This is a genomic window from Mycolicibacterium peregrinum, from assembly GCF_001665625.1.
GTDB classification, from domain to species: Bacteria; Actinomycetota; Actinomycetes; order Mycobacteriales; family Mycobacteriaceae; genus Mycobacterium; species Mycobacterium peregrinum_B.
Map to the genome: position 1 here is coordinate 20667 of NZ_LZSY01000053.1, position 21247 is coordinate 41913.

20 protein-coding genes are annotated in these 21247 nt (G+C 64.2%); 14 read left to right on the plus strand and 6 right to left on the minus strand.

From position 1 onward, the window contains the following. Window positions 1-33: 33 nt before the first annotated feature. The gene (locus tag A5779_RS07005; protein WP_131811599.1) at window positions 34-669 is read right to left on the minus strand and encodes a hypothetical protein; all 636 of its coding nucleotides are present in this window, start codon (window positions 667-669) and stop codon (window positions 34-36) included. Window positions 670-756: 87 nt separating this feature from the next. Further along, window positions 757-1365: a hypothetical protein gene (locus A5779_RS07010; protein ID WP_064880283.1), complete on the minus strand. Its 609-nt coding sequence runs from the start codon at window positions 1363-1365 to the stop codon at window positions 757-759. A gap of 156 nt (window positions 1366-1521) precedes the next feature. On the opposite strand from A5779_RS07010, the gene rpsF reads away from it, so the two are divergent. The 7 genes from rpsF to A5779_RS07045 all read left to right on the plus strand — a co-directional run bounded on the left by rpsF (window position 1522) and on the right by A5779_RS07045 (window position 8009). Further along, complete coding sequence (gene rpsF, locus A5779_RS07015; protein ID WP_018603055.1) at window positions 1522-1812, plus strand: 30S ribosomal protein S6; 291 nt, start codon at window positions 1522-1524, stop codon at window positions 1810-1812. Window positions 1813-1881: 69 nt separating this feature from the next. Continuing rightward, window positions 1882-2385, plus strand: coding sequence for a single-stranded DNA-binding protein (locus tag A5779_RS07020; RefSeq protein WP_055119149.1), 504 nt, complete (start codon window positions 1882-1884; stop codon window positions 2383-2385). A 35-nt stretch (window positions 2386-2420) separates the two neighbouring features. Then, window positions 2421-2684, plus strand: coding sequence for a 30S ribosomal protein S18 (gene rpsR / locus A5779_RS07025; protein ID WP_055119147.1), 264 nt, complete (start codon window positions 2421-2423; stop codon window positions 2682-2684). A gap of 11 nt (window positions 2685-2695) precedes the next feature. Next, on the plus strand, window positions 2696-3151 hold the full coding sequence (gene rplI / locus A5779_RS07030; protein WP_064880285.1) for a 50S ribosomal protein L9: 456 nt from the start codon (window positions 2696-2698) through the stop codon (window positions 3149-3151). Between the two features lie 519 nt (window positions 3152-3670). Continuing rightward, complete coding sequence (gene dnaB, locus A5779_RS07035) at window positions 3671-6307, plus strand: replicative DNA helicase (RefSeq protein ID WP_064880296.1); 2637 nt, start codon at window positions 3671-3673, stop codon at window positions 6305-6307. 367 nt (window positions 6308-6674) lie between these two features. Beyond that, entirely contained in the window at window positions 6675-6944 is a 270-nt protein-coding gene (locus A5779_RS07040) for a hypothetical protein (RefSeq protein WP_064880298.1), read from the plus strand. 150 nt (window positions 6945-7094) lie between these two features. Next, on the plus strand, window positions 7095-8009 hold the full coding sequence (locus A5779_RS07045) for a WD40 repeat domain-containing protein (protein ID WP_064880299.1): 915 nt from the start codon (window positions 7095-7097) through the stop codon (window positions 8007-8009). Window positions 8010-8034: 25 nt separating this feature from the next. Here A5779_RS07045 and A5779_RS07050 read toward each other — a convergent pair whose 3' ends face one another. Continuing rightward, a complete protein-coding gene (locus A5779_RS07050; protein ID WP_064880301.1) occupies window positions 8035-8937 on the minus strand; it encodes a serine hydrolase in 903 nt (300 codons plus the stop codon). Window positions 8938-9187: 250 nt separating this feature from the next. On the opposite strand from A5779_RS07050, the gene A5779_RS07055 reads away from it, so the two are divergent. Next, entirely contained in the window at window positions 9188-10030 is an 843-nt protein-coding gene (locus tag A5779_RS07055; protein WP_165609752.1) for an NHL repeat-containing protein, read from the plus strand. Window positions 10031-10056: 26 nt separating this feature from the next. Here A5779_RS07055 and A5779_RS07060 read toward each other — a convergent pair whose 3' ends face one another. After that, window positions 10057-10893, minus strand: a complete 837-nt coding sequence (locus A5779_RS07060; RefSeq protein ID WP_064880305.1) for a peptidoglycan-binding domain-containing protein — start codon at window positions 10891-10893, stop codon at window positions 10057-10059. 226 nt (window positions 10894-11119) lie between these two features. Between A5779_RS07060 and A5779_RS07065 the strand changes: the two genes are divergently transcribed. Continuing rightward, window positions 11120-12148 carry a coiled-coil domain-containing protein gene (locus A5779_RS07065; RefSeq protein ID WP_064880307.1) on the plus strand — a complete coding sequence of 343 codons (1029 nt, stop codon included), beginning with the start codon at window positions 11120-11122 and terminating at the stop codon, window positions 12146-12148. A gap of 28 nt (window positions 12149-12176) precedes the next feature. On the opposite strand, the gene A5779_RS07070 is transcribed toward A5779_RS07065, so the two are convergent. Beyond that, entirely contained in the window at window positions 12177-14228 is a 2052-nt protein-coding gene (locus A5779_RS07070) for an AMP-binding protein (RefSeq protein WP_082941572.1), read from the minus strand. Between the two features lie 141 nt (window positions 14229-14369). Here A5779_RS07070 and A5779_RS07075 point away from each other — a divergent pair, with 141 nt between their 5' ends. The 5 genes from A5779_RS07075 (at window position 14370) to A5779_RS07095 (ending at window position 20151) form a co-directional block, all read left to right on the plus strand. Further along, entirely contained in the window at window positions 14370-15149 is a 780-nt protein-coding gene (locus A5779_RS07075) for a DUF1906 domain-containing protein (protein ID WP_064880309.1), read from the plus strand. A gap of 22 nt (window positions 15150-15171) precedes the next feature. Next, window positions 15172-15930: an SCO6745 family protein gene (locus A5779_RS07080; RefSeq protein WP_064880311.1), complete on the plus strand. Its 759-nt coding sequence runs from the start codon at window positions 15172-15174 to the stop codon at window positions 15928-15930. Between the two features lie 11 nt (window positions 15931-15941). Next, window positions 15942-16589: a maleylpyruvate isomerase family mycothiol-dependent enzyme gene (locus A5779_RS07085; protein WP_064880314.1), complete on the plus strand. Its 648-nt coding sequence runs from the start codon at window positions 15942-15944 to the stop codon at window positions 16587-16589. Between the two features lie 242 nt (window positions 16590-16831). Further along, complete coding sequence (locus tag A5779_RS07090; protein ID WP_110776978.1) at window positions 16832-17257, plus strand: MmpS family transport accessory protein; 426 nt, start codon at window positions 16832-16834, stop codon at window positions 17255-17257. Next, the gene (locus A5779_RS07095) at window positions 17254-20151 is read left to right on the plus strand and encodes an MMPL/RND family transporter (RefSeq protein WP_064880318.1); all 2898 of its coding nucleotides are present in this window, start codon (window positions 17254-17256) and stop codon (window positions 20149-20151) included. The genes A5779_RS07090 and A5779_RS07095 overlap by 4 nt, the downstream gene beginning before the upstream one ends. Window positions 20152-20166: 15 nt before the next feature. On the opposite strand, the gene A5779_RS07100 is transcribed toward A5779_RS07095, so the two are convergent. After that, entirely contained in the window at window positions 20167-21198 is a 1032-nt protein-coding gene (locus A5779_RS07100; RefSeq protein WP_064880320.1) for a fused (3R)-hydroxyacyl-ACP dehydratase subunits HadA/HadB, read from the minus strand. Window positions 21199-21247 lie beyond the last annotated feature (49 nt).

Below are 21247 nucleotides of genomic sequence, written 5' to 3' on the forward strand. Positions count from 1 at the left end.
CCGATCGTGGGTGGTTGGTGGGGGTGTACGGAATCAGCCCGGGTACGGCGGATACGGCTGGGGCGCAATCGGATTCTGCTTCGCCTGGATCCATGCAGCTGTCGACGGCAGTAGTACCAGCACGAGAGTCGCGATCGGGAAGATCACACCCACGAGATCCGCAGCGACGCCGCGGTCGTACTCATAGTCCGCGATCGCCGACGGCGTCCAGGTGAGATTGATCAGGGTGCTCAGAATGGATGCCGAACAGCCTGCGGCCACGAGCCACCGCCCAATCATCTTGCGTAGCAACAACGTAACCGTCCCGATCAGAAGCAGCACTCCGGCAACGATGTTCAGCCCCGTGATGGCGACCAGAGGTGTCCATGCGCTTCGGGCAGCATCGGACGTTTCGCCTATCAGTATCGAAAGCCCGAAGGCCATGAAGAGGCCCCCTACAACGTTCGCCAAGCCGCCGAGGCCCGCAAGGACACCCGCGATGATGCCGGTGACCCCACTCGGGGGCACCGGGGCTGAGGGCGGCATGCCATAGGGCTGTTGCGGGTAGCCCGGCGGCGGATAGCCGGGTTGCTGCGGGTAGCCGGGCTGCGGCGGCGGGTAGCCAGGCTGCTGCGGATAGCCGGGCTGGCCGGGAAGCCCCTGACCGTACGGCCCATTGGGATACATCACGGTTCCCCCGACCCTCGAAGTTTTACAGGCTCACCATATTCCGGTTTGGGTGACTCAGAGCGGCTTTGGCTTCAGGTCGGCTTCGGGTCAACCCCAGCCCGGGTGCTGTGGGTAGGGCTGGGGCGCAACTGGATTCTGTGCGGCTTCGATCCACGCGGTCGTCGACGGCACCAGGGCCAACACCATGGTCACGATGGGGAAGACGGTCCCCACCACAGCGAAGATCTCACGGGCGTGGTAGCCGTAGGACGACGCTTCGGCAGCGGTCACGCCGAAGATGAGCAGGGTGCTCACGATCGCCAGCGCGCACGACCCGACCACGAGCCATCGGCCTCGCATCTGCCGTTCGCGCAGCTTCACCGCTCCGATGGCGCACATCACTCCGAAGGCGGCATTGAGCGCGGTCACGATGATCAGAAACGCGAGCTCGGCACCGGAGCCGCTGGAGCTGGTGGCCCATGCGGCGACTGCGATCGCCGCCAGAACGCTGGTCCCGATGCCTGCAACAGCGCCGAGCGCCGCGAACACGGCCGCGGTGATCCCCGTGGCCCCGCTGGGTTCCACGGACGGTCCTGCGCTGGGCTGTTGTTGCGGATGGCTGAAGAGGGGTGGCAATGGCTGTTGCGTGTAACTGGGCTCCGGATAGCCGGACTGGTCGGGGAACTCCTGGCCGAAGGGCGAATTGGGATAGGTCACAGATCCCCTCGATCTTGACGTCGGATGGCCCGCATCGTACGGATTTCGCAGATCAGGGCTATTTCCGGTAGCCTAACCCGGTTGCCGACGCAGGCGACCCTCCTGCCACGGAATTCGCCGTGGCCGTACACGACCAGAGGAGGTGATGAGGTTCTAATGCGTCCATACGAAATCATGGTCATTCTCGACCCCACACTTGACGAGCGCACCGTAGCTCCGTCGTTGGAGACGTTCCTGAACGTCATCCGCAAGGATGGCGGTTCTGTCGACAAGGTCGACATCTGGGGACGCCGCCGGCTGGCCTACGAGATTGCCAAGCACGCCGAGGGCATCTACGCCGTTGTCGACGTCAAGGCTGAACCGGCCACTGTGTCCGAGCTCGACCGTCAGCTCAACCTGAACGAGTCCGTGCTGCGGACCAAGGTGATGCGGACCGACAAGCACTAAAGGCTGTCAGTCGTCGGCGGGGCTACGTAGGCTTCGCGCAAACGGACATGCCTATCCCAGGAGGATCTCGTGGCTGGTGACACCACCATCACAGTTGTCGGAAACCTGACCGCTGACCCGGAACTGCGTTTCACTCCGTCAGGCGCAGCAGTCGCCAACTTCACCGTCGCCTCGACGCCGAGGATGTTCGATCGGCAGAGCAACGAGTGGAAGGACGGCGAGGCGCTGTTCCTGCGGTGCAACATCTGGCGTGAGGCGGCCGAGAACGTGGCCGAGAGCCTCACCCGGGGTTCGCGGGTGATCGTCACCGGCCGGCTCAAGCAGCGTTCCTTCGAAACCCGCGAGGGTGAGAAGCGCACCGTTGTCGAGGTCGAGGTCGACGAGATCGGTCCGTCCCTGCGCTACGCCACGGCCAAGGTCAACAAGGCCAGCCGTAGTGGCGGCGGCGGTGGTGGTGGCTTCGGTGGTGGTGGCGGCGGAGGTTCGCGCCAGGCCGAGCCCAAGGACGATCCGTGGGGCAGTGCGCCGGCGTCGGGCTCCTTCAGTGGAGCCGACGACGAGCCGCCGTTCTGATCAACAACGAAATTTTTGCAAGGAAGAGATAACCAATGGCCAAGTCGAATACCAAGCGGCGGCCGGCACCGGAAAAGCCGGTCAAGACCCGCAAGTGCGTGTTCTGCTCCAAGAAGGGCAAGGGGCAGATCATCGATTACAAGGACACCGCGCTGCTGCGCACCTACATCAGCGAGCGCGGCAAGATCCGTGCCCGCCGGGTGACCGGCAACTGCGTCCAGCACCAGCGCGACGTTGCCGTCGCGGTGAAGAATGCCCGCGAGGTGGCTCTGCTGCCGTTCGGCTCGTCGACGCGGTAGGGGGCAGACCAATGAAGCTGATTCTCACCGCTGAAGTTGAGCACCTGGGCGTCGCAGGCGACGTCGTCGAGGTCAAGGACGGCTACGGCCGTAACTACCTGCTGCCCCGTGGGCTGGGCATCGTGGCCTCCCGTGGCGCCGAGCGCCAGGCCGAGGAGATCCGCCGGGCCCGCGAGGCCAAGTCGATCCGCGGCGTCGAGCACGCCAACGAGCTCAAGACCGCGCTCGAAGGTCTGGGCGAGGTGTCGCTGCCGGTTCACGCCGCTGCCGACACCGGCAAGCTGTTTGGTTCGGTCACCGCGGCTGACGTCGTCGCTGTGATCAAGAAGGCCGGCGGCCCGAACCTGGACAAGCGCACGGTGCAGCTGCCCAAGGCGCATATCAAGTCGGTCGGCACGCATCCGGTCACCGTGAAGCTTCACACCGGCGTCGAAGCCAAGGTGTCGCTGAACGTCGTCGCTGAGTGAGTAAACCCGCCGCGGAGTAATCCGTAGCGGAGCGATTCCGCCGGCACTCAATCGCCCGGGTGGGGACCTGCAAAGGTTTCCACCCGGGCGTTTGCTGTATCTCTGGCGAACTCGTTGCGGGAAACTCTGGACAGCGAAGCTAACTCGGTGTTAACCCGCCGGGTCCCGGGGCGCAACACAACACGCCCGGGACGGCAACCCGGCACGACACGCCGAAGAACTTCCCATACACAAACACTGATAACCCCTATGGCACCCTGACCAGGGAAAACAAAAGATCGCTCGGGAATGATCCACAGGTTCTCCCCAGAGGCTCAACACCGCGACCGAGACCTATCCCCACACCATCCACAGGTTGATCAACAGGGGTGGTTTCGGGCGGCTCCAGCAACGTCTACCGTGATGCGTCGCGGCGCCGTCACGAAGCTTTGTCGCCGACGTGTTTTACAGTTGCAGTACCGATTCGAATAAACGTTCGAGCTTGTCGTGAGGCGGGTCTCGGAAGGGGGTGGGGAGTCCGTGGCGGTGGTGGACGACCTGGGGCATCCGGATTCGGAGATGGATGGCCCTCCGCCTGGGGAGGACTTCGGCCGGCAGCCGCCGCAGGACATGGCGGCCGAGCAGGCGGTCCTGGGCGGCATGCTGTTGAGCAAGGACGCGATCGCGGACGTCCTCGAGCGTTTGCGTCCCGGCGACTTCTACCGCCCGGCACACCAGAACGTCTACGACGCGATCCTGGACCTCTACGGCCGGGGTGAGCCCGCCGACGCTGTCACCGTGGCGGCCGAGCTGGACCGGCGTAGTCTGCTGCGCCGCATCGGCGGGGCGCCGTATCTGCACACGCTGATCTCCACCGTGCCCACTGCGGCCAATGCGGGTTTCTACGCCGGCATCGTGGCCGAGAAGGCTCTGCTGCGCCGGTTGGTGGAGGCCGGCACCCGGGTGGTCCAGTACGGCTATGCCGGGGCCGACGGCGCCGATGTCACGGACGTCGTCGACCGGGCCCAGGCCGAGATCTACGACGTGACCGAACGACGCGCCTCGGAGGACTTCGTCGCGCTCGAAGACCTGCTGCAGCCCACGATGGACGAGATCGACGCCATCGCTTCACAGGGCGGTATCTCGCGTGGTGTGCCCACCGGGTTCACCGAATTCGACGAGATCACCAACGGCCTGCACCCCGGGCAGATGATCATCATCGCGGCCCGTCCTGGTGTCGGAAAGGCACTCGCGCTCGATACCCCGCTCCCGACGCCGAACGGTTGGACCACGATGGGTGACGTCGCCGTGGGCGACCATCTCATAGGTGCTGACGGTGAGCCCACGCGTGTTGTGGCGGCCACCGAGGTCATGCTTGACCGACCGTGTTTCGAGGTCGAATTCTCCGACGGCACAGTGATTGTGGCCGATGCCCAGCATCAGTGGCTGACCGAAACGAGAGCCTCGAGGCGATCCGCGCAGGCAGCTGCGACGGGCTACAACCGTTACAAGAACCAGCGGACATTTGCTGCCGTGCGTACGACCGCGGAGGTCGCCGACAGCTTGCGGTGCGAAACTGCCGACCGTCGACTGAATCATTCGGTAGTCAATACCGTTGCGCTCCAGAGTGGAGAGCGGGATCTGTTGGTGCCGCCGTACACGTTGGGCGCGTGGCTGGGCGACGGGACCTCAGCCGCCGCGCAGATTACGACTGCTGACCCGGAGATCATCGTCCGTATCGAGGCCGACGGATTCATCGCACGAAAGTGGGGCTCTGCGCAATACCGCTACCAGATCCTCCTGGCGGAAGAGCCTGGGCCGGCGACACGGTCGTGCGTGGTCTGCGGCGCCGACTTCGTGCCGCAGACCAGCCAGGTGCGTACGTGCGGCCGTAGTTGCGGAGGACGTGCCCGATTCGTGTCCGAGCCGGTGCCGGCTCCGCAATGCCCGAGATGCGGTGAGGCGTCGTGCGGGTTGCGCCTGTGCCAGGCCTGCCGCAATGCGGTGGGGACACTGCAGGCACGCCTACGGACGATCGGAGTGTTGGGCGCCAAACATATTCCCGCCGAGTATCTACGGGCGTCTGAGTCCCAGCGGCGTGCACTGCTCGCCGGCCTGCTGGATACGGATGGAACGGTTACCGCTGGCGGGGCGGTCCAGTTCGCGGTCACGGACCAGCGACTCGCCCAAGACTTCGCCGAACTCGTGGTGAGCCTGGGATATAGATGTCAGACATCGACCAAGCGGGTCAATGGTCGCAGCGAGTCGTCGTCGACGTCATTCACCATCACTTTTTCGACGTCTGATGACGTCTTTGGCCTGCACCGTAAGACGTTGCTGCACAAGGAACGCCGGCATGCTGTCAGCACAGCGCGGTCGAACTCGCGCTTCATTGTGGATGTCCGTCCCGTAGCGACAGTGCCGGTGCGCTGCGTGGAGGTCGATAACGCCGATCACATGTACTTGGCAAGCCGATCGATGGTGCCGACGCACAACTCCACGCTGGGGCTGGATTTCATGCGCTCCTGCTCGATCAAGCACCGGATGGCCAGCGTCATCTTCTCGCTGGAAATGAGCAAGTCCGAGATCGTGATGCGACTGCTCTCGGCCGAGGCGAAAATCAAACTGGCCGATATGCGTTCGGGCCGGATGAGCGACGACGACTGGACGAAGCTTGCCCGCCGGATGAGCGAGATCAGTGAGGCGCCGCTCTACATCGACGACTCGCCGAACCTGACCATGATGGAGATCCGGGCCAAGGGGCGACGTCTCGCGCAGAAGGCCGATCTGAAGCTGGTCGTCGTCGACTACATGCAGCTGATGAGCTCCGGCAAGAAGTACGAGTCACGCCAGCAGGAAGTGTCGGACTTCTCCCGAAGCCTCAAACTGATGGCCAAGGAACTCGAAGTGCCGGTGATCGCGATCAGCCAGCTGAACCGTGGTCCCGAGCAGCGTACCGACAAGCGTCCGCAGGTCTCTGACCTTCGTGAATCCGGGTCGCTGGAACAGGATGCCGACATGGTGCTGCTGCTGCATCGCCCTGACGCGATCGACCGTGAAGACCCGCGCGGCGGTGAAGCCGACATCATCCTGGGCAAGCACCGCAACGGTCCTACCGCGAATATCACTGTGGCACACCAGCTTCACTTCTCGCGGTTCACGAATATGGCGCGGTAGCCGTACACGCGCGCGGCCAATCTGCAATGCGATGACAACAACGACGACTGTCGGGGATATCGCTGTCGTCGACCGGACACGGTTGCATCGAAGTGCCGGCCCGCCGGGCCCGGCAAGCGAAGTACACCGACAAGCCGCGGTTCTGCCTCACTCGTGCCCAGGCGGCCACAGCAATTCGCAAGCCGAGAACACCGAGAACAATCCCACCACTTTCCGTAGACACTGTCCTATCAGTTCAAGTGCGCAGAATTGCGGGCTGTGCAGAGCACTCACTGAAGACGGGTAGGCGACTACTCATCCTTCGTTCGTAGAAGCATGCGATCGTGGGTCTGACCTCAGATCGTGTGTCACCGAACAAGGAGGAGAAATGGCCACCGCAAAACGCACAGTGGACCTCGACACCGCCGAGTTTGAAGTTTTCCAACTGGATCTCGACGAGGCGGAAAGATCAGCATTTCTCGGTGATCCGACCGGTTTCATTCGTGAGCTTCTGGGCGAGGAACACGTGGTCAACCGCGTTCTGATCGATACCGCGATCATGAACGGGGTATGCGCGGGAGGGACATGGGAGCTCAGACATGTCCTGTCAGGGCCCGGTAAGTCCACCCACATGCTTTTCTGCATCAACCCAGTTTGAGTCGCTGGCCGAACCAGAATTCCGCGCTCGTTACCGGGAAATTCGGCCATGAATTGTGGATGCATCGATCGATTCGAGTAGCCCGCTACTCGTGGCCAACCCGGACCCCGCGTTTAGCGTTACGGGTGACTTCCAAGAATGGGGCAGACAATGGGCCAGCTCTTGAAAACGTTCACAGGGCACACCGAACAGATTGTCAGTATCGACACGGACGGCTCCCGATTGCTGACCGGCGCTCGCTCCGATGGAGTAAAGCTCTGGGACGTGAATACCGGCAACGAGTTGCGGGATTTTCCGATCGGCGACCAGGACCATGTCAACAGCGTTGCAATTTCGCCAGACGGTGTGCTCGTCGCGGCTGGCGGGCAGGACAACAAGGTGGAGCTGTGGCGAGCTCAGACAGGCGAACGAGTTGGCGTCGTCGCAACGACCGGAGTCAACGAAACCGTCGCCGTGCTGTTCGCGAATGACGGGAGTTTTGTACTGACGACCGAGGGGCGGCGATACAACCGCTTCACGTTGGACCTGCAACCGCTCCACGTGCATGACACTCAACTGTTCGCACAGTGCTTTTCGCACTCTCTCTCGCCGAACAACAGGTTCGTCGTATCACTCCATGCAGGGATCGAGGTTGACCTGGTTGTTTACGATCTGCTCAACGATGTTCGGACGCTGCAGGTTCCGCACGCGGAGGGCCCCGCGGCCCCTCGGTTGCAGGGAGTCACTTTCGCTCCCGACGGCGCAACCTTGTTCGCCGGCGGAAAGGCTGGGGTTCCGATGCTGCTGTCGGCGACAACCGGGGGTGCTGCCGGTACTTTTACGGGCCCCGGTCACACAAAGCCGATCACCAGCGTCGCCGTTGCTCCCAACGGCAAGCTTGCGCTGACCGGAAGCGATGACGGCACCGCCAAGGTGTGGAACATGGTGTCGGGCAAAGCCGTTGACTCATTGAGACACGAAGGATCGTCCTTTGTGAGCCGTGTGGCATTCTCCCCGGATTCGACGCTCGCCTTCACCGCGGGCCTTACCGACGTGAAGGTGTGGGATCTGGGAGGGCTCGTCTAGGTGGCTGCCCGAGAACGAACGGCGCTCAGATGTGTCCGCCGGGGAACATGGTCTTGACGGCCTGGGTGATGGTGTTGCGAGCAGCCGCGGCGTCGCCCGGTTCCAGGGAACTGATCGCCATCACATAGCGGGCGTCGAGGCCGATCGCTCCGGTGGACACGTGCAGCTGGTTGGCGCCGCTCCAGCAGCAGAACCAGCCCTGCTTGACGGCGACCGCCTCGGCGAAGAGCCCCTCGGGGATGCCGAAGCGCTGCGGGTATCCGTCGGTTCCCGTCGGCGTGGATTGGGCGAGGTTGGTGATGATCACGCTGGTCTGTTCCGGAGGCAGCCCACCAGTGCCGTCGAGCAGCATGTCGTAATAGCGGACCAGGTCACTTGCGGTGCTCTGCGTGACGTCCCAGTGTCCGTTGTAGGGGGCGGTGGTGCCCGACAACCCGTACCGCGCCACGACGCGTGAGATGATCGCGTTTCCTCCGCTGCGGTCCCAGAAGGTCTGGGCCGCACCGTCGTCGGAGGAGCGGAGCATGATGTCGAGCGATTTGCGGTCCGCAGCAGACAGTTTCGTCTCGCCCTTGGATTCCTGCAGCAGCAGGTCGTCGGCGATGAACAGCTTCACCACCGAGGCGATCGGGAAGGGTTGGTTGGCACCGTTGGAGACGATCTGACCGGTGTCGCGGTCCATCACGACGACTTCGATGTCGGCTCCGGACTTGGCCGCGTCGGCGGTGGCCTGGCGGGTGCGGGCATCGAGTCCGTCCCATGGCGTCAGGGGCTCGGCATCCACGTCCAATGGCGTCAACGGCGGCTGCGGGGCGATGACCGGCGCTGCGGGCATGCACCAAGCTGGTGCCGCAGAACCGTTCACGAGCAGCGCCACGCCGACGATCGCCATGCACGTCATCGCAGGCTTCGACAGCCGCCTCCGCATAAGTCCTCCAATTGATCCATAGCCAGGGCAGCTGGGATGGACTCTGCGCCCGCCGGTCCTACCAGCTTAATCGGCCGCCCAGATGGCCGAGGAGGCGCGGCGACCAACCTGACCGGCGAGTCACCCTGGCCCGGCTCACCGAAACGCGCGCGCGAAGAGGAAGTCATCCGCTGGGACGGGCAAGCTTAGGATCCGAACTGTCGGGAGGGGACAGATGAAACTGGGTCCGAGTGCAGGATGTGTCTTCGGCATGGTCGCTGCTGTCGTGGGCAGTGTGCTGGTGGCGTGTTCGCCGGGGTCTGCGCCGACTGCGCTGATCAAGGATGTCCCGTTGCAGTCGGGTGAGCAGACCACGATTCCGTTCAGTGGGTTTGACTACCGGGAGATGGGTGTCGACGCGAAGAACGTGCTCTATCTGGGTGGTATCGGTGGGTTCGCGACCTTGATTCCGGGGGCGGCCCAGCCGACGCCCATGAAGCCCAGTGGCAATCCTCCTGTGTCGACGTTCGGGGTTGCGCCGGACGGCCGGTTGTCCTTTGCCACTCTCGATGGCGTCGTCGAGACGATCGCACCCGGCTCCACCACCTCGGAGCCGCTGCCGTTCGACAAGCTCACCAGGCACGGTCAGATGGCGGTGGGCCAGGACGGGTCGGTCTACCTGGCCGACAACCAGCGCGACAAGCTGTTGAAGCTCACGCCCGGCGCGAGCGCCCCCACGGAGCTCTCCGTCGAGATCACCAACGGGTTGGGGCACTTGGTGATCGACGCCGACGACAACGTGTATGCAGCCATGGACGAGAAGATCGTGAAGATTGCGAAGGACGCGAAGAAGGCCGAGCCGGTGGCAGGGGCGCCGGACAAGGTGGGCGGGCTGGCGGTGGACGCCGCGGGCAATCTGTATGCCACCGACCGGAAGGCCGCGACGGTGTCCCGGATGCCGGCCGGCGGGGGTGACTGGGTCGAACTCCCGTTCAACGGGCTTCAAAGCCCATCCGCCATCACGGTCGACGGCGACGGCAACGTGTACGTCATGAACACGAACCTCCGCGAGACCGCTACGAGAGACACCCTCGTCAGGCTCGCTGCCGAGTAGCCGGGGTTCCTTCCCTGGTCGGGCAGTCAGAACATTTCGACGACCCACACCTCCATGTCGAACTGAGGATTCCCGGGATCGGCGGGGTCGGAGATGCGGTGCTGCTGGATGACGGTGCCGAGGCTGAGGATGTCCGCGCGTGGGGTCGAGAACTGCACTTGGTTCGATGCGTAGGTGAACCGGCACCCACCGACGAGGGCTGACTGTGCCAGGCGTCGAATCTCTTCGAGGGTCACCTGGTTGATGGGCGCGCTGCGCATGCAGATATCGCTGGCGCAACCACTGACCAGGCCGGCCGTCAATGGTCGGCCATGAGCATGCTGACTCTCGGTGGCGAAGTCGGAGAACCCGAGGTAGTCGGTTTCCCCCTCGCCGTAGATATTGATCCGCATGGCGTTCCCGATCGGGTTGATCGGGGTCCCTTGATGCTGGGCACGGCCGTCGGGCCCCGGCGCGGAGACGCGCGGCGGGGTCGGGCATTGCGAATGATCATGTAGGTCGCCCGCTTCCGTGGGTGAGACCAGGCCGTCCCCCGGTGGCGTCAGGCTCTCGAAATCCCTGACGTCGTCATCGAGATGTCTGATCGTGCCTTTTCCGACGATCCTGTCTGCGGTGACCTGCCCGGGGCCCAGAATCCCGCGCTTGTTCTTGTATGCCTCCACCGCGTCGCCGGTGCCTTCTCCGTACACACCGTCCACGGAGAGCCCGGCGGCATCGACCTCATTCAGCGCGATCTGGATTCGCCGCACGTGCTCGCCGACGTCGTGGATGCCCTCCCCGATGTGCGCCGGATCAGACACCAGGCAGGCCTCGAGCTGACCGTCACGAGCCGGCGAGGTGAGGAGCATGCTGTTGAGTCCCATTTTTCGTCCCCCTCTGGTTCGCGCAAGCGGGCTGCTTGCTGATGGATCCAATCCTGGGCGGGCACGTTTCGGGGTGCGCGAGTAGTCGGCTACCCGACTCTTCGGATGGCATCGTGAAAAGCCGCTCAAGAGAGACTCGACATCTCCCATGCCAGTTCGTAGCCTGTCCGAGACGTCCAAGCCGGGCCACGACGGTCCTCGCAGCGAAAGATCGTGACAAATCCGTATGACCTGGGTGCGCCATTCACTGCGGCGAGCACTGTGCGGTTCAGCCATCGCCGCCCTGGTGGTGGCGACGTCGATGGGCGACGTGAAGGCAGAGCCCGGGGCTGACGCGCTGTCGAAGCTCCACGAGTTGTCCCGACAGGCGGTGCAGGGTCGCGAGGCCGTCACTGCCGCTCAACGCGATGTCGACGCCAAACTTGCTGCCCAGAGCGCGGCCGAAGACCGCCACCGCGCGGACCTGGAGGCCCTTGCCGCCGCCAACGTCCAGCTTGCGCCCTATCAGGCCGCGGTCAACCGGGTGGCGGCAATGACCTATATGAGTGGCGGCGACGGTCAGATGGCAGCGGTGCTGACCGCGGGCTCGCCGCGACAACTGATCGACAAGCTGTCGTTGCAACGGGTCGTGGCTGCCAAGTCGGCCGATGACATGTTCGCCTTCAAGGCGACGCATCAGCGCGCGGCGGCCGCGGCGCAGGCGTCAGAGACATCGGCCGCTGATGCCCGCGCCGCCGTCGAGCAAGCCTCCGCTGTGCGCGCAGACCTTCAGGCCAAATGGAGTGAACTGCAGCGGCAGATCGCCGCCGCAGAGGCGCAGTACGGCGCGCTGGCACCGCAACAGCAGGCAATCGTCGACAACGCGGGATCACTTCCCGTGGGGGCTCCCGCAGACATCCCGGAAGGGTTGCCGGTCGGTGTCGCCTCCGAGGTCGGGTTACAGCCCAACACCATCCTGGCCGCCCGGGCCGTCAGCGCACGTTTTCCTCAGATCGCCGACATCGACGGGGTCCGGCCGGATTCGAAGCCGTGGCATCCCAGTGGTCTGGCGATCGACATCATGATTCCCAACCCCGGAAGCCCCGAGGGCATCGCGCTCGGCGACGAGATTCTCGCGTACGCGCTGAGCAATGCGGCCCGATTCGGGTTGCAGGACGTGATCTGGCGCGGCACCTATTACACGCCGAGCGGTCCGCAGTCATCGGGTTACGGCCACTACGACCACGTGCACATCACCACGACGCCGCGCCACTGACCGCGATGCCGCGCAGCCTTCGGTCGGGCTATCCCTCGAGCAGGCTACGTTTGATGATCTTGCCCGTCGTCGTGCGCGGCAACTTGTCGAGGAAGGTGACGTCGCGCGGAATCGAGAAGCGGCTCAGGCGGTTTCGGATGTAATTCTTGACCATTTCCTGGTCGAGAGAGGCGCCGTCGGCAACGACGACGAACGCCGCGAGGCGCTGGCCGAACACTGGATCGGGAACGCCGATCACCGCGACTTCGGAGACCTGTGGCAACAGCGCGAGCGCTTCTTCGACGGGCCGCGGAAATACGTTCTCGCCGCCGGAGATGATCATCTCGTCGTCGCGTCCGGCGACGAAGAGGCGCCCACTGGCGTCGAGGTATCCGACATCGCCGGTGTCCATCAGTTGGTCTTTGATGGCAGGTGACGCTGCGTTGGTGTAGCCGTCGAACAGCATGTCGTTGCCGACGAAGATGCGACCGACGGCGCCGACGGGCACGGGATTGCCCGCCTGGTCGAGTATGGCGATGCGGGTACCCAGCGGAGGCCGACCGGCGGTGGTCGGGGCGGCGCGCAGGTCGGTCGGATCGGCGATCGTCGCCCAGGACACTTCGGTCGAGCCGTAGAAGTTGTACAGGATGTCGCCGAAGGTATCCATGAACTTGATGACGGCGGCTCCGGGGATCGGCGACCCACTGCTGGCAACCACCCTCAGCGACGACGTGTCGTATCGATTGATCACGGAGACCGGCAACTCAAGAATCCGCTGCAGCATGACCGGCACGGCAATCAGGACCGTGCATCGGTGTTGCGCAATGGTTTTCAGACACTCTTCAGCGTCGAACCGTTCCATCAGCACCACCGTCGCACGCAGCGCGGCACTGAGCTGCAGCGCGGCCAGGCCCCAGGCGTGGAACAGCGGCGCGGCCACCAGCATCACCTCGTCACGACGCAGCGGCATCCGGGACAGCATCGCGGCGATCGTGCCGAAGCCCTGTGGGGTGGGCCGGCGCGCACCTTTCGGTGTGCCCGTCGTACCGGAGGTGAGAACGACCAGCTTGCCCGGCTGTTTCGGCGGGGCCAGTGGCCCGTTGTTGGTACCGGCCGAGATCAGGTCGCCGATCGAACGACGCTGCGGTGCAGCGGAAGCGGGGCGCGTGGCGATGCGGGGAATCTCGGCGGGGAGATAGCGCACCTGCTGTTCGAACTCCTCGTCGACGAATATCGCGTCGACGGCATGGCGGCGGATGATCTCTTCGATCGGGTGCGCGGCCAGACCGGTGTTGAGCAACACGAGGTCGGCGCCCAGCTTGCTGGCCGCCACCATGCACTCCACCATCGCCGAGTGATTGCGCGCCAGGATGGCGAGCTTGCTGTTCGCGGTGAAGCCGACGGTGGTGAGACCCGACGCGATGGATGTGGTGCGCTCAGCCACTTCCGCATAGGTCGATTGCCCGAGGCCATCGATCAACGCGAGGTTGCGGGGTGATCGGGCAGCGGCGGAGGTGAGGCCGCCGGCCAGGGTGAATCCCCACTTGGACAAGGAGTTGAGTTGTCGCAGTCCGCGATCGGGCCGGGATGCCCGCACAACGCCACTGACGACCATGGTCTTGGCGACGCTGAGCTGCAGGGAGCGCATGTCACCCATGTTGACCAGGAGTGAGGATGGCTTGCCGGCCAGATAGTCGGCAATGCGCTGCAGGCCTTCTCGGACCCAGTTCTCGACGGCGCTGTCGTCGATCTTGGCCAGGTCAGGGTGAAGCTGGCCGATGGAGAAGGCGGTCACTGCGATCCGGGTGTCGTTCGCTCCGGGAGTCAGCCGAATCGACACCGAACTTTCGGGCATCTGGGTGGCGTGGAGGAGCATCTCCCTGCCGGAGCGCCGAACTGTCAGGTGCATCTCGTGAACAACGACTGTGCCGCGGGGGGTGGAGAACCGGAGCTCGAACTGCTGCGCGTGGTCAGAGGTCTGCTCGCACGACCCGAGTCCGCGAAAGAATCGCGGATACTCCTCGGGTGATTGCAGGACCTCCCAGATATCCGGACATGAATGATCCAGCATCACGTCGAAATCGATCACTTCACGTCGCACGGGTGGTCCTGCCAGTCGATCGTCTGTTCGCTCGGCCGCCAACTGAGTGAACACATTGTGGTTCATCGGCCCGCGATACGGAGCAGTTCTGGCCCCAACGCCGCAACACTCAGCGGAGGCAACAGGGGATACGCTTCCTGCGTGACGCCAACCGCTTCACGACGCGAAGTCCTCAGGTATGCCGCTGTCCTGGCCCCGGCCTTGGTTGTCCCGGGTGCCTTGGCTGCGTCAGCCGGCGCACCGACGGCCTCGGCCGACGGTCTGCAGATCGTCGATTTCGCCGACCGGCTGGTCCAGCCCGAACAGCTCAAGTCCGCGGGGTTCGGCGGTGCGTTGGTCTATGTGTCCGAGTTGCGGCCGGGCGCCACGTTCGATTTCAAGCCCGTCACCCGTGACTACGCCGATCGCCTCCGCGCGGCCGGCTTGCAGGTCGTCAGCTGCTACCAGTTCGGCAAGCCCGGGTGGCCGACGCCGTCGGACTTCACCCGCGGGTACGACGGAGGTGTGGCCGACGCGCGGACGGCGTTGGGGCTCCATACCGCGGCGGGCGGTCCGGCATCGGCACCGATCTTCTTCAGCGTCGATGAGGACATCGACGCGCCAACGTGGAAACGTTTGGCAGTCCAGTGGTTTCGGGGGATCAACTCCGTGCTGGGGGTGGCGCGGACCGGAATCTACGGCGGTCGCAGGCAATGTGGATGGGCGATAGGCGACGGTGTGGTCGGCGCCTCCAGCACTCCCGGCTACCGGTGGGCCTGGCAGACGAAGGCATGGTCGCGGGGTGAGCGTGAGCCGGCTGCCGTGCTGTTCCAGAGAGAGGTCGTGACCGCATCCGACCCGGGTTTCGTGATCGACGGTATCCATGTCGACGTGAATGACGTTCTCGCAGCCGATTACGGCCAGTGGGATCTCGCCAGATGATGCACCAGGAGGAATCACTGTCATGACCGACACCGACATGCTGAACGCTGCTGCCGCTACCGGTACGGCGATGGAGCAGGCGGTCGCGATCTTCATGCTGCATCCGGAGAACTTCGCGGCCAGTATCGCCGCCGGCTACGAGAACCCGCTGGCGGGGTATGTCGCAGGCCGCGGCGGGGTGCTGGGTGATGCGTCCGGTGCCACGGTCAGTGCCGTTTTCGCGGTGTTCGAGCCGACCGGCCTTGCCGCGATGTGGGATGAAGGCGTCGCGGTCCGCGGCGCTGAGGGTGCGGCACAACAGTATTGGGAGCAGGCCGCGGAGTTCGGACGCAAGTACCTGTCCGCTGCCGAAGGGCTGGATCGCATCTCCGAACTCGGGGAGAAGCTCATCGCCGCGACGCCGATCGCGGGCCTGCCGCTGTTCGCGGGGTGGCGCGCGATGCCGTTGGCCGACGATGCCCCGGCGCGGGCGCTGCAGGTGATGTTCGTGCTCCGTGAACTGCGCGCGGGCGTTCACTTCAACGCGCTCACGATCTCGGGTATCGCCCCGGTGGAGGCACACATGCTCAACAAGGGGCCCCAGTACACCGCGATGTTCGGTTGGCCCGAGCCATTCGCCGACGGTGAAGACAAGAAGGACCGGTACGCCGAGATCGAGCAGGCGACCAACCGGCGGATGGTCGAGATCTTCGAGGCCGCCCTTGATCAGGCCGAGGCCGACGAGCTCGCCCGGCTGAGCACCGAAGCGTTGGCCACCCTCAAAGCCGGTGTCCCGGGCTGAAAGGCCGATCTGTGCGGTTGAGCCGAGACGAGCGCGAGCGGGTGTTCGCGGCGGTGGCCGACGAGCGCCGGTCGATCGCCACCCTGGTCGAGGGGCTCGATGCCGACCAGTTGGCCACACCGAGCCTGTGCGCGGGCTGGGACGTCAAGACGGTTGCGGCTCATCTGGTCAGCGATTTTACCGACGGGTTCTGGGGATTCCTGGTCAGCGGTATCCGCCACGGTGATATCGACCGCGGCATCGATGCACTGGCCCGCCGCCGGGCCCAGGCGTCAGCTGCCGAGATCGCCGAGACGCTCCGTCGTCGCGCCGACTATCGGCTCAGCCCGCCCATCACCGGCCCGTTGTCGGGACTGACAGATGTGTTGGTGCACGGCGCCGATATGCGCATCCCGCTGGGACTTCCGCATCAGCCCGATCCTGAGCACGTCGCTCGGGTGCTCGATTTCCTCACCAGCCGAACACAATTCGGGTTCTTCCCACGTAATCGCCTGCGTGGTATCGCGCTACACGACGAGGATACCGGGCGCACATGGGGGGAGGGCCGGGCCGTCTCCGGTCCGGGCGTTGCGATCATGCTGGCGGTGTGCGGTCGCACCGTCGCGTTCGACGGCCTGTCCGGCCCTGGACTTCTTGCCCTGGACTCGCGCCTGCACTAGCGCAGCGAGCTCTTCACCACCCATTTCGTTGCGTTTTCGTCCGGCGGTCGAGGTTTGCTCCTTAAGCTGACGACGACCACCAGATCCTGTGGCCATTCGAAAACTTCGAAAGGCCGGACGATGACAGCTGCCAATAGGTTTCCGACACGTGTACCGCGGTCACGTGTTCGATGGCCTTGGGAAATCGGTCGGGTCAGCAGGTGGCCGAAGGTTGCATTGGTCAACTTCGGGAGGCAGGGATGCTGACAAAAATATTCCGGAAGGTCTGGCTGCCGATCGCCATCGTGGTTGCCCTGTCCGTCGGCTTTCTCACGGTGTCGCACCTGAGGACGATCTTCGGTGCGCATCCGGTGCTGGTCACACCGATCGGCGCTGACACCGCGGAGAAGTTCAATCCCAAGGTCGTCACCTATGAGGTGTACGGCTCGGGCGGTACGGCGGTGATCAACTACAAGGATCTTGACGGAATTCCACAGCGTGCCGGAACCGTGGGGCTGCCCTGGAGCCTGACGTTGACGACTACGGCCCCCTCGGCGTCACCGAACATCTTGGCCCAGACCGACGGCGACAGCATCGGTTGCCGAATCACCGTCGATGACGTCGTCAAGGACGAGAGGACGGCTACCGGAGTGAACGCACAAACCTTCTGCCTGGTGAAGGCAGCATGAGCGCGCCGGTAGACGATGCGCCAACCGCTCCCGTTCCAGGCCGGCGTCACCAGTCGCGGCCGGTCATCCCCCGGTTCATCCGGATTTTCGCTGTCCCGATCATCGTTATCTGGATCGCCTTGATCGCGATTCTCAACACCGTCGTGCCCCAACTTGAGGAAGTGGGCAAGATGCGGTCGGTGTCGATGAGCCCCAACGATGCGCCGTCGATGATCGCCATCAAACGTATCGGCACGAAATTCGAGGAATACCGCAGCAGTAGCTCGGTGATGATCGTGATCGAGGGACAGGACAAGTTGGGTGCCGACGCGCACGCCTACTACGACAAGATGATCCGCGACCTGCGCGCCGACACCAAACACGTAGAGCACGTGCAGGACCTGTGGGGCGACTCGTTCACGGCGGCGGGAGCCCAGAGCGTCGACGGCAAGGCCGCGTATGTCCAGGTTTACCTCGCGGGCGATCAAGGCGAGGCATTGGCCAATGAATCGGTGGACGCCGTTCGTCAGATCGCCGAGGAGAGCCCGGCGCCGCCGGGGGTCAAGGCGTACGTGACGGGCGCGGCGGCGACGAGCTCGGATCAGAACAGGATCGGCGACGAGAGCATGCGGATGATCGAGATGGTCACCTTCGGGGTCATCATCGTCATGCTGTTGGTGATCTACCGATCCGTGACCACCACGCTCCTCCTGTGCGTACTGCTCATCGCCGGACTGGCGGGTGCCAGTGGGCTGGTCGCATTCCTGGGTTACTACAACGTCTTTGGCCTGACAACCTTCGCGACGAACATGGTGGTGACCCTGGCCATCGCCGCGGTGACCGACTACGGGATCTTCCTGGTCGGCCGATATCACGAGGCGCGCCGAGCCGGCGAGGATCGAGAATCGGCGTACTACACCATGTTTGAAGGGACTGCCCACGTCGTACTGGCCTCGGGCCTGACCATCGCGGGCGCCACCTTCTGCCTTCACTTCACCCGGCTGCCCTACTTCCAGACGATGGGCTTCCCCTTGGCCGTCGGTATGGCGTTCGTCGTCGCGACAGCGCTGACGTTCGGAACCGCGCTGATCTCGATAGCCAGCCGCTGGGGCAAGTTCCTGGAGCCGCGCGGGAAGTCGAAGGCCAGAGGGTGGCGCCGGGTCGGCACCGCGGCGGTCCGCTGGCCCGGCCCGCTGCTGGTGTTCGCGGTGTCGGCGTGCCTGCTCGGTCTGCTCGCCCTGCCCGGCTATCACACCATCTACAACGATCGGAGATATCTGCCCCCTGATGTGTCGGCGAATGTCGGTTACGCGGCTGCGACCAGACACTTCTCCGAGGCCAGGATGAATCCCGACGTGATGATGATCGAGACGGACCACGATCTGCGGAATCCAGCTGACTTCCTGGTGATCAACAAGATCGCCAAGGCGCTGGCGCAGGTGCCGGGCATCGCCCAGGTGCAGACCATCACCCGCCCCGACGGCAAACCCATTGAGCACTCGACGATCCCGTACACACTCAGCCAGAGCGGCACGGGCCAGATCATGGGCAACGACTACCAGCAGGGGGTCATCGACAACATCCTGGCCCAGGCGGGCGAGATGCAGACCTCCATCGACACGATGCAGAAGATGCAGTCCATCACCCAGCAGATGGCTGCGGTCACCCACAGCATGGTGCAGAAGACGAAGAAAACCTCGACGGATACCAATGAGGTTCGCGACCACATTGCCGACTTTGATGACTTCTTCCGGCCGATCCGAAACTACTTCTATTGGGAGCCACACTGTTTCGATATCCCGGTGTGCTGGGCGTTGCGGTCGATATTCGACACTCTCGATGGAATCAACACGTTGTCTGACGACATTCAGGATCTCGTACCCGACCTGGAGCGCCTGGACGCCCTGATGCCGCAACTGGTCGCATTGATGCCGTCGATGATCCAGTCGATGAAGAACCAGAAGCAGATGATGCTCAATCAGTATCAGGTTCAGAAGACGCAGCAGGACCAGACCATGGCGCAGCAGAAGGACAGCACCGCGATGGGAGAGGCGTTCGACAAAGCCCAGAACGATGATTCGTTCTACATTCCCCCGGAAGCGTTCGAAACCGATGATTTTCAGCGAGGCATGAAGCTGATGATGTCGCCGGATGGAAAGGCCGTGCGGTTCACCATCATTCATGAAGGCGACCCGCTGACGCCCGAAGGCACGTCCCGTTCCGAGCTGCTGAAGAACGCTGCGGCCGCGGCCATCAGGGGAACACCGTGGGAGGGATCCTCGGTCTACCTCGGCGGTACCGCGGCGATGTTCAAGGACATGCAGCAGGGTGCCGACTACGACTTGTTGATCGCGGCAACGGCTGCGCTGATGTTGATCCTCATCATCATGATGATCCTCACCCGGGCTCTGGTGGCCGCGGCGGTCATCGTCGGCACCGTGGTGGTCAGCTTGGCCACCGCCTTCGGACTCTCCGTGGTGATATGGCAGCACATCGTCGGGATACCGCTGCACTGGATGGTGCTACCGATGTCGGTCATCGTGCTGGTGGCCGTCGGCGCGGACTACAACCTGTTGCTGGTGTCGCGGATGAAAGAGGAAATCCATGCCGGGTTGAAGACCGGCACCATTCGCGCCATGGGTGGCAGCGGTCCGGTGGTCACCGCCGCGGGGCTGGTGTTCGCGTTCACCATGGCTTCGATGGCGGTCAGCAAGCTGATCGTGATCGGCCAGGTCGGCACCACCATCGGCCTGGGCCTGATGTTCGACACGTTCGTCATCCGGGCGTTGATGACACCGTCGATCGCCACTCTGCTCGGGCGGTGGTTCTGGTGGCCGCAGCGGGTGCGGCCGCGCCCGCCGCGTTCCCCATGGCCCAAGCCCATCCAGCGAGATCCGGCGGAGGTGGCGTCGTGAGGCGGCGTCAGCGGGTCAGCTGAAGCGGATGTTCAGCGTCGCCAGGCCGAAGATCTTCTTTCCCTCGGATTTCGCCGCGACCAGGATGACGCCGGTGCGGGTCTCGGGGTCCAGCGACTTGATCTTTCCGCTGAACTCGATATCGCAGCCCTCCTTGGCCGACACGATCGCCGGCTGGGACAACCGCACCGCGTAGCGGGTGACGGCACCGGGGTCGCCCGACCACGCGGAGACGAAGCCGGCGCCGAGCCCCATGGTGAGCATGCCGTGGGCGATCACGTCGGGCAGCCCGGCAAGCTTGGCGATGTCCTCGTCCCAGTGAATCGGGTTGGCATCGCCGGCCACGCCGGCATAGTTCACCAGGTCGCCGCGCGACAGCCGGGTGTGGTGCACCCCAAGTTCGTCGCCGACCTTGAGGTCGTCGAAGGACAGGGTTCCGGGCGTGCGGGTGAGGCCGCCTTCGGAGATCCGTACTTCGCCTTCGGGGCGCACGGTCTTCACATAATCGTCATCGGATGCGCCGATACCGGAGAAGTCGACGTCGTGCATCATCGCGTTCTGGACGGCGGTCATCGTCGCCGGATTGATGTCGTCTGCGGTGACGCCGACGACGGTGGTGTGCAGGGTGTGGACCCGCTCGCCGGCGGTGTCGGTGAAGGTGTTGGTGACGGTGATCATGTCGCGGCCCGCGATCCTGCGAACCGCCGTCAATTCGATGTCGATCTTCAGTTCGTCACCTGCCACGATCGGCCGATGCTGCTCGAAGACCTCTTCGGTCTGCAGGTAGGTGTCGTACCCGACGACCACCGATTCGAACATGCGCCGGTTGCAGGCCATGGCCGGGGTCGAGGTGAAGGTCAGCGGCGCGACCAGCCCGGCGTACCCCAGCTTCGCCGCGGCGTCGACGTCCCAGTGTGCGGGGTGATAGTCCTGCACGGCACGCGCGTACTCGCGTACCTTCTCGCGGCCTACCAGGTAGAGGCCGTCCGCCTCGTAGTAGTGGCCGACGCGGGCTTCGAGCGCCGATGCTTCTGGTGCTGCGGTCATGGATTTGCTCAACTTTTCTATCGGCTGTTCGCTGAAGCCGACGAAAGCA